Annotated in this window: 10 protein-coding genes; all 10 read left to right on the top strand. The window is 35.6% G+C overall.

Annotation, left to right across the window (positions count from 1 at the left end):
* The first annotated feature begins 186 nt into the window (after positions 1-186).
* Complete coding sequence (locus H0Z29_05805; GenBank protein MBO8131017.1) at positions 187-2,625, top strand: glycosyl transferase; 2,439 nt, start codon at positions 187-189, stop codon at positions 2,623-2,625.
* 159 nt (positions 2,626-2,784) lie between these two features.
* A complete protein-coding gene (locus H0Z29_05800; protein MBO8131016.1) occupies positions 2,785-4,371 on the top strand; it encodes a hypothetical protein in 1,587 nt (528 codons plus the stop codon).
* A gap of 11 nt (positions 4,372-4,382) precedes the next feature.
* Positions 4,383-5,741 carry an MFS transporter gene (locus H0Z29_05795; GenBank protein MBO8131015.1) on the top strand — a complete coding sequence of 453 codons (1,359 nt, stop codon included), beginning with the start codon at positions 4,383-4,385 and terminating at the stop codon, positions 5,739-5,741.
* A 16-nt stretch (positions 5,742-5,757) separates the two neighbouring features.
* On the top strand, positions 5,758-6,873 hold the full coding sequence (locus H0Z29_05790) for an endo-1,4-beta-xylanase (protein MBO8131014.1): 1,116 nt from the start codon (positions 5,758-5,760) through the stop codon (positions 6,871-6,873).
* A 77-nt stretch (positions 6,874-6,950) separates the two neighbouring features.
* The gene (locus H0Z29_05785; protein ID MBO8131013.1) at positions 6,951-8,024 is read left to right on the top strand and encodes an endo-1,4-beta-xylanase; all 1,074 of its coding nucleotides are present in this window, start codon (positions 6,951-6,953) and stop codon (positions 8,022-8,024) included.
* 58 nt (positions 8,025-8,082) lie between these two features.
* A complete protein-coding gene (locus H0Z29_05780) occupies positions 8,083-9,312 on the top strand; it encodes a carbohydrate kinase family protein (protein MBO8131012.1) in 1,230 nt (409 codons plus the stop codon).
* Between the two features lie 15 nt (positions 9,313-9,327).
* Positions 9,328-11,148, top strand: coding sequence for a glycoside hydrolase family 3 C-terminal domain-containing protein (locus H0Z29_05775; protein ID MBO8131011.1), 1,821 nt, complete (start codon positions 9,328-9,330; stop codon positions 11,146-11,148).
* A gap of 21 nt (positions 11,149-11,169) precedes the next feature.
* The gene (locus H0Z29_05770) at positions 11,170-13,704 is read left to right on the top strand and encodes a hypothetical protein (GenBank protein MBO8131010.1); all 2,535 of its coding nucleotides are present in this window, start codon (positions 11,170-11,172) and stop codon (positions 13,702-13,704) included.
* A 9-nt stretch (positions 13,705-13,713) separates the two neighbouring features.
* Entirely contained in the window at positions 13,714-15,828 is a 2,115-nt protein-coding gene (locus H0Z29_05765; protein MBO8131009.1) for an alpha-glucuronidase, read from the top strand.
* Between the two features lie 14 nt (positions 15,829-15,842).
* On the top strand, positions 15,843-16,874 hold the full coding sequence (locus H0Z29_05760) for a uroporphyrinogen decarboxylase family protein (GenBank protein MBO8131008.1): 1,032 nt from the start codon (positions 15,843-15,845) through the stop codon (positions 16,872-16,874).
* Positions 16,875-16,973 lie beyond the last annotated feature (99 nt).

The following is a 16,973-nucleotide window of genomic DNA, read 5'->3' as shown; positions in this document are numbered from 1 at the left end:
AAATAAATCAAATATCGGATTTTTGCAATAAAGTTTTAATAATCTCCCTATTATATATCGGGGCATAAAATAATTACTTTAATTGCTGATTATTATTTTTAAATTTCAGGTTAAATTATTATTCTTACTAAAATGATTTAGTGAGTTTTTTGTAAGAGAAAAACAAATAACATATGGAGGAGCAAAATGAAATATGGGTATTTTGATGACTTTAATAAAGAATTCGTTATAAAAAAACCTGATACACCACTACCATGGATTAATTACCTTGGTTGTGACGAATTTTTTGGTATTATCTCTAATACTGCAGGTGGGTATTGTTTTTATAAGGACGCCAGGTTGAGAAGATTGACAAGGTACAGATACAATAATATTCCATTTGATTCAAATGGAAGATATATATATATAAAGGATAACAATGATGTGTGGAATCCTATGTGGAAACCGATGAAAGTTATTATTGATGACTATGAGTGCAGACATGGGCTGGGTTATACCATAATTAAAGGTGAGAAGAAAGGTTTATCAGTTGGTATAAGATTTTTTATTCCGGTTGGGTTCAGAAACGAAGTATGGGATGTGACGATTAAAAATAATACTGGTGTAATAAAAAGGATTAGAATGTGGAGTTTTATTGAGTGGTGCCTATGGGATGCTTATGATGACATGACAAATTTCCAGAGAAATTTTTCAACAGGAGAAGTAGAAATTGAAGATACAACTATATTTCATATCACTGAGTACAGGGAAAGGAGGAATCACTATGCATATTTTTATTCCAGTCTTCCGATAAGTGGTTTTGATACCAGCAGAGATTCTTTTGTTGGATTGCATTATGGTTTAGAAAGTCCACAGGCAATATGGGATGGAAATTGTACTAATAGTGTAGCTCATGGATGGGCTCCTATTGGCGTGCATCAAATAGACTTGGAGCTTTCACCGGGTGAAGAAAAAAGATTTTATTTCTTGCTTGGATATGCTGAAAATGACCCGAAGAAAAAATATATAACTCAAAATGTAATAAATAAAGAAGACTTCTATAAAGTTAAAGAATATTTTTCTAAGAGTGGAAATATTGATGTGGAATTTGATAAACTAAGAGAATACTGGTCCGTTTTGCTTTCAAAATATTACGTTGAAACTGAAGATGAGATTGTAAACAGAATGGTGAATATCTGGAACCAATATCAATGTATGGTAACTTTTAATTTATCAAGATCTGCTTCATTGTATGAATCAGGCATTGGACGTGGTATTGGTTTCAGAGATAGCAATCAGGATATACTTGGGTTTGTACATATGGTACCTGAACGTGCAAGGCAAAGAATACTTGACCTTGCATCCACTCAGATGTCAGATGGTTCCTGTTTTCACCAGTATCAACCACTAACAAAAAAAGGGAATGAAGAAATTGGCGGAGGATTTAATGATGATCCACTGTGGTTAATATTATCTACTTCGGCATATATCAAGGAGACTGGTGATTTTTCAATTTTGAATGAGAAGGTTGGATATGCTGATAAAATATCAAAGGAATCTACACTGCTTGATCACTTGGATGTTTCTATTAATTACATTTTAAATAATAAAGGTCCCCATGGGTTGCCTTTCATAGGGCACGCTGATTGGAATGATTGTCTTAATTTAAACTGTTTTTCTACAAATCCAGATGAAAGTTTTCAACTTGCTGGGGATATTAGCGAGGGTAAAACAGCTGAATCACTGATGATAGCCGGTCTTTTCTGTGTTGCCTGTGATAGGCTTGCTGAAATATACAAAGTATTGGGCAAAATGGAAAAGGTTGATTATTTACATAAAGAAGCGGATGAAATGAGGGAAGCAATACTGAAGTATGGATGGGACGATGAATGGTTTCTAAGAGCATATGATGCAAATGGAGAAAAAATAGGTTCAATTAAGTGTGATGAGGGCAAAATATTTATTGAAAGTCAAGCATGGTGCGTTTTAGGAGGCGTCGGAATTGACAATGGGTATGCTAAAAAAGCTCTTGAATCAGTAAAAAAGTATCTTGCGACGTCAAAGGGTATTATGTTACAACAACCTGCATATAAAACCTATCATATAAATCTTGGGGAAATAAGCTCTTATCCACCTGGGTACAAAGAGAATGCTGGTATTTTTGTGCATACAAACCCGTGGATAATGATAGCAGAGACTATGTTAGGTAATGGGGATAGAGCTTTTGAATATTATATGAATGTATGTCCACCGAAAAGAGCGAAGGAGATTGATATATATCGTGCGGAGCCATACGTATACAGCCAGATGATTGCTGGGAAAGATGCTCCAACATTTGGCGAGGCAAAGAATTCATGGCTAACAGGGACAGCTGCATGGACATTTGTTGCTATATCTCAATATATTTTAGGTATTAGGCCAGATTTTGATGGACTTATAGTTGATCCATGTATACCTAAAAGCTGGAAATTAGTAAGAGTAAAGAGAGTTTTCAGAAACGCCACTTATGACATAACGATTGAAAATCCTGCTGGTGTTAACAAAGGCATAGGCAGGATTATAATTGATGATAAAGAAATAAAGTGTAATAAGCTGCCATTGTTCTCAGATGGCAATATTCACAAAGTAAATGTCATACTCGGATAGTGAAAGTATACTAAGGTAAAATATACTTGAAATAGAAATTAAAAATTTTATGTGCTGGATACTTTTTCATTGATAAAAAATATAATGATTATAAATTATATAACTTGTTTATTGATTGTGTAAATTTAGATTTTGATATTTACTAGAACTGGAGATTTAATGAATTTTGAAAAACCTAGTATCCTGTCTCTACTATTAACATTGACATTTGTAGTATGCTTGTCAGCAAAAGTTAAGGTTAATTCATATATTAAGTTCCAGAAAATGGAAGGATTTGGGGCAGCTGTTGCGTGGTATTACCATTTAATATCTGATCATACAAAAAAGATTGAGATTTATGATAAGATTTTTAAAGATTTAAAGATTGATATAATTAGATTTAGGAATCTTTATGATATAAATACAAGTGATATATCATATTTAGCCGATATTGTTGAAAATGCAGAAGAGCGAAGAGGAAGTCCTATAAAAATATTAATATCTTCCTGGACACCACCTGCCTATTTAAAGAACAGTGGTAGTACAGTTGGTGGTACTTTAAAGAAGGAAAATGGTAAATACATGTATAGAAAGTTTGCAAATTGGTGGTATGAAACTGTAGTTAAGTTTCGTGAATATGGGATAAACCCAACATACATAAGTATTCAGAATGAACCATCTTATAATGCTACATGGGATTGCTGTTTGTTTGATCCCTATGAAACTGATTTAAAAGCCGGTTATAATAAAACTCTTGATTCTATATATATAAAGCTTCAGGAAATGAATGATCCACCGAAGATCCTGGCTCCAGAGGTACTGGGGATAGGTTACAATCTATTTCAAAATTTTGTCTCCAACATGAATAAAGAACGTTTTTATGGATATGCGCACCATCTATATCATGGTGGTGATGGAAATGATAATCCTGACAGTTTTAATGGTAATATGTTATCAATTGCCTCACGTTATAATGATAAACCAATTTTCCAGACAGAATATGATTATGGATCATGGTTTAATACAGCATGGCTAATACATAACTCTCTGACTATTAAAGGTGTTTCCGCTTATTTATATTGGGCTTTAGTTTGGCCTTCAAGCGGAAAACCATTAATAGCTATAGATAATAATAATAGTTATGAAATAAAAGATGAGTATTATGCTCTATGGCATTATTCACACTTTATAAATCCTTCTTGGTACAGGATTTACTGCCATTCGGACAATAATAATTTAAGGGCATCAGCATATATTTCTCCGGATAATGATTCTCTTGTAATTGTGTTATTAAATGTTTCATCAAGCACAATAAAAGATACTCTCGATATTCAGGATTTTAACATTAATAACGCAAAGAGTTACGTTTCCAATCGGTTTTCGAAGGGTTCATATTTCAGTGGATTCAATCATTCTTCTTTAGCACTTCAAATTCAATCAGGGGCAATAGTAACGATCTCTATGATAGGTGAGTCCACAAAAATGGGGAATTCAAAAAACTTCCAGCCTGTTTTTCGTCTTCTTCAGAATTTCCCCAATCCATTCAATATAAAAACAGAAATTGACTTTGAAATCAATAATTATTCTTATGATATATATGGGGATATTATATCAATTCCATTTGAGGGATATGCGTATCCTGGCGGATATAAAGTGAATTGGAATGGAGTTAATAATACAGGGAAAAAGGTTGGCAGTGGAGTTTATTTCTGTTGTTTAAAAACTCAATATGGCAGTAAGATTAATAAGATGATATACTTAAAATAATGAGGTAATAAATGACTGAATCACAAAAATTATCAATTAAAGAAAAAGTAGGTTACAGCCTGGGTGATAGTGCAGCAAACTTTGTTTTCCAGGCGGCAATGATGTTCTTAATGTATTTTTATACTGATGTTTTTGGATTACCAGCAGGGGTGGCAGGTACATTATTCTTACTTGCGAGGATGTGGGATGCTATAACCGATCCGATTATGGGAGCAATATCAGACAGGACAAATACAAAGTGGGGTAAATTTAGACCATGGGTTTTGTGGACTGCTGCTCCCTTTGGATTAATCTTTTTTGTAACTTTTACTACACCAAACTTAAGTCTTACGGGTAAAATAATTTATGCATACGTGACATACTTCCTTTTATGGACAGTGTACACTGCTAACAATATTCCTTACTCAGCCATGACTGGAGTATTAACAAGCAGTATCGAAGAGAGAGCGAGCCTTGCCTCTTACAGATTTTTCTTCGCCATGTCAGCAGCACTTCTTGTTCAGGGATTCGGTAGAAAACTTGTTGACCTTTTTGGTCAAGGAAATGAGGCAAAGGGATTCCAGATGACAATCGGTTTATTATCTATAATTGCCGTTGTGTTTTTTATTATAACATTCCTAACCACAAAAGAGAGAGTAAAACCAAATCCGAAGCAAAAAAGTTCGTTAAAGCAAGATGTTAAAGATTTACTTGATAATAAACCCTGGATGGCACTTTTTGTATTGACAATTTTTGTTTTTATAAGCCTTTCATTAAGAGGAAGTGTTACCTTATACTATTTCAAATATTATGTTGGTAATCCTAAATATTTTGATACGTTTAACATATTAGGGAACGTGGCTACACTTATTGGAATATTCTTTACAAAGAAATTTTCCCTCTTATACGGGAAGAGAAATACTTTTAGGGTTTGCCTTTTTATAACAGCAACAATGATATTTCTATTTATATTCTTGCCACCAGAAGCTATTACTATAATGTTTATACTTCAGGTAATTGCCCAGTTTTCATATGGTATAACAATACCTATGCTCTGGGCGATGATGGCAGATGTTGCTGATTATTCAGAATGGAGAAAAGGGAGAAGAGCTACCGGAATTGCCTTTTCTGCTGCGACGTTTGGTCTGAAGTTTGGTCTCGGTGTAGGAGGAGCTATTTCAGGTTGGTTGCTGTCACTTTTTGGATACGTCCCAAATATTGAACAAACAGAGAAGGCATTATTAGGGATAAAAATGCTTATGAGTGTATTTCCTGCAGCTGCTTTTTACGTTGGAGTGGTAGCTCTTTTCTTCTATGGTATAAGCAAGGAAATGATGAAGCAGATAGAGAGGGATCTTGAGGAGAGAAGAAAATCTTTTGCAGAGGTATAAAAGAAAGGGATTTGTAATGAAAAAATTAAGCATAATTTTAATTTCATTGTTATTAGTTTTTTCTTGTGCAAAGGAGCCATCTCTCTGGAAAGCTTATGAAGACGCTTTTTATATTGGTGTGGCTCTCAATAGAGACCAAATATCTGGTAAAGATAGAGTTGCATTAGACATATTAAAAGAGCATTTTAACAGTATTACACCTGAGAATATTTTAAAATGGTCGGAAGTTCATCCTGTACCTGATAGCTTTAATTTCAGCCCAGCTGATGCTTTTGTAAGATTGGGTGAAGAAAATAATATGTTTATTGTGGGTCATACGCTGGTTTGGCATTATCAAACGCCACAGTGGGTTTTTAAAGATGATAATGGAAATCCTGTATCAAAAGACGTTCTGATAAAAAGAATGAAAGATCATATATTCAAAGTGGTTGGTAGATATAAAGGCCGTATTCATGGTTGGGATGTTGTTAATGAAGCTATAAACGATGATGGAAGTTATAGACAATCTCCGTGGTTAAAAATTATTGGAGAAGAATATATTGAGCTGGCGTTTGAATTTGCCCATGAAGCTGATCCAGATGCAGAACTTTATTACAATGATTTTAATATGTGGAAACCTGGTAAAAGGGAAGGTGTGATAAGACTATTAAAAAGACTGCAGTCAAAAGGGATACAAATTGATGGTATAGGTATGCAGGGACATTGGGGATTGGATTATCCTGAGATCCTTGAAGATATAGAAGCAAGTATAAAAGCATTTTCAGATTTGGGTGTGAAAATTATGATTACTGAACTTGATGTTACAGTCTTGCCTTTTCCTGATCCAGAGTTAATAGGCGCGGATATTACAAAGGTATATGATTTGCGGGCAGAGCTGAATCCATATGCCGAGGGGTTACCAGATTCAATGCAGAAGATTTTAGCTGATAGATATAGGGAATTTTTCGAGGTTTTTCTAAAACACAAAGATAAAATAAGCAGGGTTACTCTATGGGGTATGCAGGATGGTCAATCTTTCAGGAACTTCTGGCCAATAAGGGGTAGAGCTGATTATCCTTTATTGTTTGACCGCAATTATATGCCGAAACCAGCTTTTTATGCAGTGTTAGAGGTGGCTAAAATAAACAAATAAATTTGTATTAAAGTAGCTGAAAGGAGTAAATGTATATGTGTAATTCAAGTAAGAATTCAGGGAATTTAGAAACAGTTATGAATAAAGATGGAAATTCTAATTCCCCTGGATTAAAAGATGTTTTCAAAGATGATTTTTATATTGGAGTTGCATTGAGCAAAGATCAAGTCTGCGGCAAAGAAAGGGAGACGTTGTATGTTTTAAAAAAGCATTTTAACAGTGTAACCCCTGAAAATATTTTGAAGTGGGAAGAAGTACACCCAAAACCGAATGAATACAATTTCGAAACTGTGGATAAATATGTCGAATTGGGTGAAAAATATAATATTTTTACCATCGGTCACACACTTGTCTGGCATTTGCAAACTCCGGATTGGGTTTTTAAGGATGTATCAGGCAATTGGGTAGATCGTGAAGGCTTATTGAAGCGCATGAAGGAGCATATTTTTACTGTTATGGAACGCTATAAAGGTAAAATACATGGCTGGGATGTGGTGAATGAGGCGGTAGATGAGGAGGGGAGTTTAAGAAATAGTAAATGGTATGAAATAATAGGGGAGGATTATATACAAAAAGCCTTTGAGTTTGCTCGTGAAGCCGATCCAGATGCAGAATTGTATTATAATGATTATAATTTTGAGAAGCCTTTTAAATGCCAAGGTATTATGAAATTAATAGAAAGTTTAAAAGAAAGAGGTATCCGTATTGATGGAGTAGGAATACAGGGTCACTGGTTTCTGGAATATCCCAGATTGGAAGAGATTGAGGCTTATATACTTGCTCTTTCAAGAATAGGGGTAAAGGTTATTGTGTCTGAAATGGATATAAGTGTTCTTCCAATTTATCCAGTGGAATCTGAAGCAGTAGATATTTCTTTACTTATTCCGGAATTTCAAAGGGTTCATAATCCATACGTCGATGGTTTACCTGAATCAGTCGAAAAGGCTCTTGCTGACAGGTATGTTGAATTATTTTCTCTGTTTCATAAGTATAGAGAAAACATAAAGAGAGTTACACTATGGGCTGTTCATGACCGCCAGACGTGGAGAAATTATTTACCGATATCAGGCAGAAAAGACTATCCAATGTTATTTGATAGAAATTGTAAGCCTAAATTAGCATTAAAATCATTAATTGAACATTTTAAATGACTAGAAAATGAGAAAAAATCCAAAGTGCACAAATTTTGTTTAACGATAGGGGGGAAAAGTGGTAAAAGAAAAGGATATTGAGGTCGTAGCAGCAGGACATATTTGTCTTGATATTATACCCGAATTCACAATTAAAGAAAAAGTAAATAGCGTTACGGATGTACTAATTCCTGGTAAGATGATTAATATGGGGAAGTGCGTCGTTGTAGGCGGTGGTCCTGTTACGAATGCCGGAGTATCAATAAGACGTCTAGGTGTAAAAACCGAATTGATCGGAAAGATTGGAAATGACAATTTTGGTGAAGATGTTCTGAGATGGTATGAGGAAAATGAGGGTCATTTCACTGGTATTAGAATGGTTGAGGGTGAATCAACTTCTTACACAATTGCAATATGTATACCGGGAATTGATCGTTTCTATCTACATCATTGTGGTGCGAATGATACTTTTGGATACGATGATATGGATTTCGATCTAGTTGAAAGAGCCAAATTAGTGCTTTTTGGATATCCACCATGGATGAGAAAGCTTTATGAAAATAAGGGAACTGAGCTTACCAGAATACTTAAGAAAACAAAGGAATTAAATGCTACAACTGCTCTTGATTTATCCCTTCCTGATGTAGATAGTTATGCGGGGCAACAGGACTGGAGGGCAATTCTTGAAGATTGGGTATTACTCACTGATTTGATGGTTCCCAGTGCGGAAGAGATATTTTTCTTCTTATATAGGGATGAGTTTCTTAAAAAAAGAGCTAATCTTGGTCCAGGTGAAAGCGTGCTCGATCACATAACTGTAAAAGAGATTTCGAATGTAGGAAGAGATCTTATTGAAATGGGTACAGCGGTAGCGATGATAAAGTGCGGTCATAGAGGTCTATACATAAGGACAGCGGATAAAAATAGGCTGGATAAACTGGGAGCAGCAAAATGTGCTAATCTTGATAACTGGTCTAATAGGGAATTATGGTTTCCTGTCTACGAGGAGGAAAAGTTTGTAGGAGCTTTGGGAAGTGGAGATTCAGCTATTGCTGGTTTTATAGCTGCATTTGTATGGGGTCATACAATAGAGTCCTGCCTTAGGTACGCAAACGCTGCTGGCAGTATGAATGTGACTGTTCCGGATGGCCTGAGCTGGAATAAAGGTTTCGAGGATTTGACTAGGAGAATTGAGAGTGGATGGAAAACAAAGAATATGGTAATTAATGAAGAAGGATGGAAGTTTGAAAATGGTTTCTGGGTAGGTCCAAATAACAGCGGTGTTTGGGAAAGTGAAATTAAAAAATAAAAGGAGGTGAAAATCATGTCAAATGCAAGAGATAAATTTATAAGTGAAAAATTAAGTCAAATGACTTTAGATGATAAGATTGGTCAACTTTTAACTTTTACCTGGCGTGGTGCAATTATTACCCCAAGTGGTACAGAGCAAATTACAAGATTGCTTTGCGGTGGATTATGTCTTGAGCCTTATGCACTGGAGACATGCAAAAATCTTTATTGGGGTAATTCACAAATAGACCCAAATTTTGTTGAACCAGAAGGTTATTTTAAAATAGCAAACACTTATTTTGATGGAAGGACATTTGGTATCAGTATCACACCAGAAGAGTACACTGAAAGATTGAATAAATTGCAGCGAATAGCCCTTAGCCGTCCGTCTGGTATCCCTCTTCATATGACAATAGATTTTGAAGGTGATTTCAAGAATGATTATATGTCTGGTGGAATAAGACAATTTCCTCCACCTATGGGTATGGCAGCCATTGGTGATACTGATATAACCTATAAAATAGGTCTTACAATAGGCAGAATGTTGACCGCTATTGGTGTAACACAAATCTATTCACCAGTTTGTGATGTAAATATCAATCCTGCTAATCCCGAAATTGGGGTTAGGTCATTCAGCGATGATCCGCATCTCTGTGCCAAACATGCAGCTGCTTTGGTTAAAGGTCTGCAGGATGGTGGGCTTGTAGCGACTGCAAAACATTTTCCAGGGAGAGGTGATTCTGCAACTGACGCGCATGATGTTCTGGACGTGATTCGTGTTGATAAAAAGAGAATGTACGAGGTTGAATTAGTACCATTTAAAGCCGCTATAGATGCTGGTGTAAAGGCAATAATGACTGCTCACTCGGTATATCCTGCATACGATGAAGAGTATCCAGCAACTCTTTCAGAGAAAATCTTGAAAGGGGTGCTGAGAGAAGAGCTTGGTTTTGAAGGAGTTATCGTATCCGATGCAATAGGTATGGCAGCAATTTTAAAGAACTGGCCATTGCCAGAAGCCTGCGTAAAAGCAATAAAAGCAGGTGTGGATACTATCCTGCTTAAGGCTGATGATGAATCAAGAAGTCAATGTTTCTTTGGTATTAAGCGAGCTGTTCAGGAAGGTGAAATACCAATGGAAAGAATTGACGAAGCAGTGACAAGACTATTAAAAATGAAATATGATCAAGGATTATTTAAAACTGCTGGAAAAAGAGATCCGAAAAAAACTCACAAGATCGTAAGGGATAAGAAGGTTATAGATTTTTCATGGGATATAGCAAAAAAATCAATTGTTATTATGTGGGATAATAAAAAACTGTTACCTCTTGATAAGAATAAGAGAATTCTAGTTATTGAACAACGCATACCTTATGAATTTGTTGGTAAGGATCCATATCATCATACCCACATGTTTTGCGAAGCTATGTCGACACATTCTACGAATCTTATTCTAACCGATACAGATTTTTCTGCTTACGAAGAGGAGATAAACGAATGTCTAGAGCTTGCAAAACAAGCAAATCTTGTAGTCATGACGAATTACTATGCTCGTATAGTAAAGTCCGGAAATAATCAACTTCTTGTAAAAAAATTGAAAGAGGCAGGTCATACAGTTATTGTTGTTACAAATACTCCTTATCCCTATGGGGCAACTGAGGAAGCCGATGCCGTCATATGTAACTTTAGTGCTACTCCCGATTCAATAAGAGCTGCTGCAGATTTATTGTTTGGAAAATTTCAGCCATGTCCTACAACCAAGATCCCGATTAACCTTCAAGTAGCAAAGGGAAAAGTTATCAGGCAGGAGGCGCCAAGAAAAAAAGATATTTCACTTGATCTATCATATTGCTAAAAAAATACAAAGGGGTTTGTTATGGATAAAAAGTATTCTTTAAGGATCAGGGATATCTGTACAATTTCTGGTTCTGAAATATCTGAAGTTTATGAAAAAAATCGCATGACTGTTCATTTCCAAGGAATGTCGAAAACACTTCTATTTCCTCAAACAATAGCTCTTCAAGGAATACCTACGTTATCAATAGGTATTTCTCCGGATGGTCTATATAACCGCCTTAATAATGCTGGACGGTTAATTTTGTTGAATCAGAATGCGATTCAATTTGGATCAGCTCCTTTCATAAGAGTTGACGAGAAGACTACCATGCTAACAAGAAGAAATCCAGCACTTGTTGAGACACCCGATGATGTTCCTGCCCTTAAGAACTATTATCATCCTCCCCTTGATGAGAGGTATATCTCAATTTCTATGGCTACTCCACTTGCCGAAGTAGTTTATAATACCGATAGTATTACTGTTTCAAGAAAGTTTATATCACCATTCCTATATGATAGGGAACAGGCACTCATGCCAATTGGAGTTGAGGAGTTTGAAATTAAAAACAATGATGACAGATTGCACGAGATTACTCTGGTACTGCCGAGGCCGAGTTTGGTAAATCTACAAGAAAAGGAGTTAAAGCCCCTTGACCAGGACACAGTTTATATATGCTCTACACCCATAAAAGGACATGTACACACTGTATTTGAGAAAGATGGAATTAAAGGTATAGTAATGGCAAGTAAAGAGTGTGAAGACAGGATGGTAATAGCATGTCCCGAAACTGACCGAGTGAAGATAGATCTGCAACCCTATTTCTGCTTGAACAGATTGAAACAGGATTTATTATTAAACGATGATGGCACTTTTTATGAGAAAAGGCCACCTAAATTGAATCAGGACTATGGTTCAGCCATAAGCCTTACTTTTTCCTTGGGTCCAAAGGAATCAATTAAAATTCCTCTTGGAATAGCTTTAGATTTCCCGATTCAGCGTTATATTGATGGTGCGAAATTTGAAAGAAGATATGTAAAGTCTTTTAAAAACAAAAAAACAAGGGCAACTGATTTAGTAAAGGTTGCTCTTAAAAATTATCAGGCTTGGTTTGATAGAACCCTAACCATTCAACAAAGGATATATGATTTGATTCGAAATTCACCGTCATATAAGGATGACGAGGAAGGTGCGCTGAGACTTGCTCGACTGATATTCAATGAGTTTAGTTGCCCGATATCAAACGCTGCGATATGGATAAAAGATAAAAAGGGAAGAGATGTTGCGCGATTCCTTGAATGTTTTGATTATGCGTATTTAGATCCATCAGATGTAGAATGGTATTCGATGATTCTGTTAGTGCTGTTTCCTGATATTGAACAGGAATTGTGTCAGCAGTTTATAAATTCAATACTGGATGAAGATAATAATTTAAGATTTTATCATTATCATGCCTCTTTTGTTGAAGCAAGAAAGCATTTCGAGGAGCATCCTGAAGAATATGAAAGTATTTCCTTGACACAGATTAGGGATAAAGTTAAAATAAAGGGTTCAGTATATCACGATCTTGGTGCTATGCCAAAAGGTCATCCTCTCCGTAATGTTAGCGAATATGCTTGGTATAATAATAATTATTGGGTTGATCTATTCCCGAAGCTTGCAACAAGAGTTCTAAGAAATGTAAAATTTCTTGGGGATTTGGATTTTCTGCGGAAAAATTGGTCGACATTAAAACTTGGTTTTGAATATTTGAGGTCATTAGATCATGATGGTGATGGTATACCAGAAGGAAACCCGGGTGAGGTGAAAAATACCTTTGATAATCTTCCTTTGTTTGGTGTTGATGCCTATGATGCCACTATTTTTATGGCTGGTTGTCGTGCCATGAGTATTATGGCTGATATGATGAATGATCTCGAAGCAAAAAAAGAATATGAAGAAAGTTTTAAAAAAGCCTCAGAACAGTTTGAAAAATTGTGGAGGGAAAAGAAGAATAAAAACGGGATCGATCTCCAGTATTATGTTACCTGTTATGATACGAAGACAGGAGAAATGAATACCGATGTTTGGCTTAATCAACTGGACGCTGTTTGGTTTCTAATTTCCATAGGAGAGGAGTCTTTTATACCTGAAGACAGGATAAAAAAGATTTTAAAAACAATTTTTGAAAATAATGAAACCCTAATGGGATGGGCAATGTGTAGGACAGAAGATGGTAGTCAGGTGGAATCAGAGCAGGGTCAAGATGTGTATACTACCTCAAATTACGTTTTTGCAGAGTTACTCGATTATTACGGTATGGCTGAGGAAAGCAAAGCGGTTTATAAGAAAATGGATAAATTAATTTTTGGATATGGTAATTCGTTGATATCGCCTGATAATGTAAGGGCTGAACTGGAGTTAGAGGAAGGTGAATCAGAACCCAGACCACACTATATCGTTGCAGCTTATCCGAGACCTGGTGCAGTTTTTACTCATATTATATTACAGCATATAAAGGACATACAGAAAAACAAAGGGGTGACTAAAATCAGTTCTGACGATTTGAGAAATTTTATAAAGAACTTAATGAAGTAGGCAATATACATGAAATTTAAAAATAAACTGTGTACGCTGTGTATATTATTAATACATACAGTATTAGGTATGTCTATTTTGCTTGCAGATGATGGATATGAGCTCTGGCTAAAATATAGACCATTGGCTAATAAAAAAATATTAAAAGAATATAAGGATGCTATTAAAAGTTTTGTCGTATTTGGAAATTCTGAAACGCAAGAAATAATAAAAAGAGAAATAGGAGATGCAATCCGTGGTCTGTTAGGAGAAAGCATACTTAATACGGATCATATAACAGACAAATGCCTTGTTGTAGCTAAATTCTCGGATGTTGGTTCAGATATTGTTTCAGGGCTAAAGCACATCTTTAATAATCTTGGTGATGAAGACTTTATTATAAGGAATATTAATCTTCCTGACAGGCAGATTATATTAATATCTGGAAATACTGACATAGCATGTTTATATGGCTCTTTCTGGTTCATCAGACATATACAAATGGAAAAGAGTATCAAAGAATTGGACATAGTGTCAATACCTAAGATAAAATATAGATTACTTAATCACTGGGATAATCTTGATGGAACTGTTGAGCGAGGTTATGCAGGTAAATCAATCTGGAAATGGCATGAATTACCAGAGAAAATTGATAAACGCTATTATGATTATGCCAGAGCTAATGCATCTATTGGGATCAATGGCACAGTTTTGAATAATGTGAATGCAACCCCGAAAATTTTGATAAGAGATTATTTGATAAAAATTGCTAAACTTGCAGAAATTTTTCGTCCCTATGGAATACGGGTTTTTCTTTCTGTAAATTTTGCTTCCCCGTTGAAAAATGGTGGTATTGGTAATCTTGATACAGCTGACCCTTTTGAACCTGAAGTGAGAAAGTGGTGGAAAAAGAAGATTGCTGAAATTTATGAATTAATCCCTGATTTCGGTGGGTTTTTAGTAAAAGCTAATTCAGAAGGGATGCCCGGTCCCTTGGACTATGGAAGATCACACGCTGATGGTGCGAATATGCTGGCAGAAACCCTTAAACCATATGGTGGTATTGTTATGTGGAGGGCTTTCGTATACAATCCAGAGACTGATCCAGATAGGGTAAAAAGGGCTTATAAAGAGTTTGTACCTTTAGATGGGAAGTTTCTAAAAAATGTTTTTATTCAGGTTAAGAATGGGCCTCTTGATTTTCAGCCTCGTGAACCGGTTCATCCGCTTTTCGGAGCAATGCCAAATACACCATTGATGCTTGAGCTACAAATTACGCAAGAATATTTAGGTCATTCAAACCATCTGGTTTTCCTTGCGAGTATGTGGAGAGAATATCTTGATTTTGATCTGTATTGTGAGGGTAAAGGTACAACACTTGCAAGAGTTATAGATGGTTCGGTTTATAATTACCATATGACAGGGATTGCTGGCGTTTCCAATATAGGTAATGATTCAAACTGGTGTGGTTATATATTTGCTCAAGCAAACTGGTATGCTTTTGGAAGATTAGCCTGGGACCATACTTTAAAACCTAAAAAAATAGCAGATGAATGGATAACATTAACTTTAACGAAAAATGAATATGTAAAAGAGAGAATAAAAAAGATGATGTTAGGCTCGTGGGAGGCACTCGTTAATTACAGACATCCATTAGGGCTTCACCATTTGATGGAATCTGGTTCACATTACGGTGTAGATCCTGGAAATGCTAATGAGCCAAGGATTGATTGGACATCTGTATATTATCATCGAGCAGATTCTATCGGTATTGGATATAACAGATCCTCAACCGGAAGTAATGCAGTAAGCCAGTATTGCCCGCCACTAAGTGAAATTTTTGATAATATAGAAACGTGTCCTGAAAAATATCTACTATGGTTTCATCAAGTACCGTGGAGATATAAAATGAAGTCTGGACGAACACTGTGGGAAGAGATGTGTTTTAAGTATAATAGTGGTGTTGAATACGTAAAATGGATGAAAAAAGAATGGCAAAAGTTAAAGAATGATATAGATCCTGAAATCTGGAATCACGTTAACAAGAAACTTCGAATCCAGTATGAGGACGCAAAGCTCTGGAGGGATACCTGTCTGGAATATTTTAGTAAATTCAGTAAAATACCTGTGCCAGATTTTAATTGAAAGGGGGTATAGATATGACTGATAAACAATGGCAAGTATTATTAGATGTAATAAATGGGGAACTGATAGAACCTATGCCTATAGGTTTTATTATAGACTGTCCATGGCTTCCCGGGTGGTATGGTATAACCATTCTTGACTATTTTACATCACCTGAACTGTGGTTTCAGGCAAACCTTAAAGCAGTAACAAGTTTTCCTGATATTATGTTTTTCCCTGGATTTTGGTCGGAATTCGGAATGTGTACGGAGCCATCCGCATTTGGCGCAAGGTGTGTGTTTACTGAAAATGGTTTTCCCCACGCCCATAAGGTCGTAAAATCTATTGATGAGATCAGAAACCTGAATATTCCTGAGGTTACAACTGATGGGCTATTGCCATTTATGATCAACCGTTTAAAAATGTATAAAAATAAAATCGAAGAAACAGGACATAAAATCAGGTTCTCTGTGAGCCGTGGACCTTTGAATGTAGCTTCCTATATTATGGGAATGACAGAATTTTTGACAGCAATTATGACTAATCCTGATGAGGTACATGATTTATTAAAAAAAGTTACAATTTTTTTGAAGAACTGGCACAAATTTCAAAGAGAAACATTCCCAACAATTGATGGTATACTCATTCTTGATGATATAATTGGTTTTATTGGCGAAGATCATTTTAAAGAGTTTGCATTGCCTTATTTAAAGGAGTTGTTTGATGTTGATGTATCAGTGAAATTTTTACACAATGACGCACCATGTAAAGTCAGTGCTAAGTACTTGCCCGAGATTGGGGTTAATCTTTTTAATATGGGTTTCGACATAACATTAAATGAGTTGAAAGAGCTGACAGGCAATATGGTTACACTCCTGGGTAATATACCACCTCGTGACGTACTGGCACAGGGTAAACCAGAAGATGTAAAAAAAGCTGTAGTAGATTTGATGAATTCGCTGAAGGATCGATCGAGAGTTATACTTTCTTGTGGTGGTGGAATGCCTCCTGGGGTATCAAGTGAAAATATTAGTGCATTTATCGATGCGGTAAAAAATTATAAATAAATTGTATATAGATATTGCATAATTAGTATATAAAATATATATTATAAAAGATGAGGGTTATTTAAATGGGTAAAAATGAATATATTTGCTGGAATTATT

This window comes from Candidatus Neomarinimicrobiota bacterium (genome assembly GCA_017656425.1).
Lineage (GTDB): Bacteria > Fidelibacterota > UBA2242 > UBA2242 > B5-G15 > JACDNV01.
The sequence above is the reverse complement of the archived record's forward strand: the minus strand, read 5'-3'. Positions and strand labels throughout refer to the sequence as shown.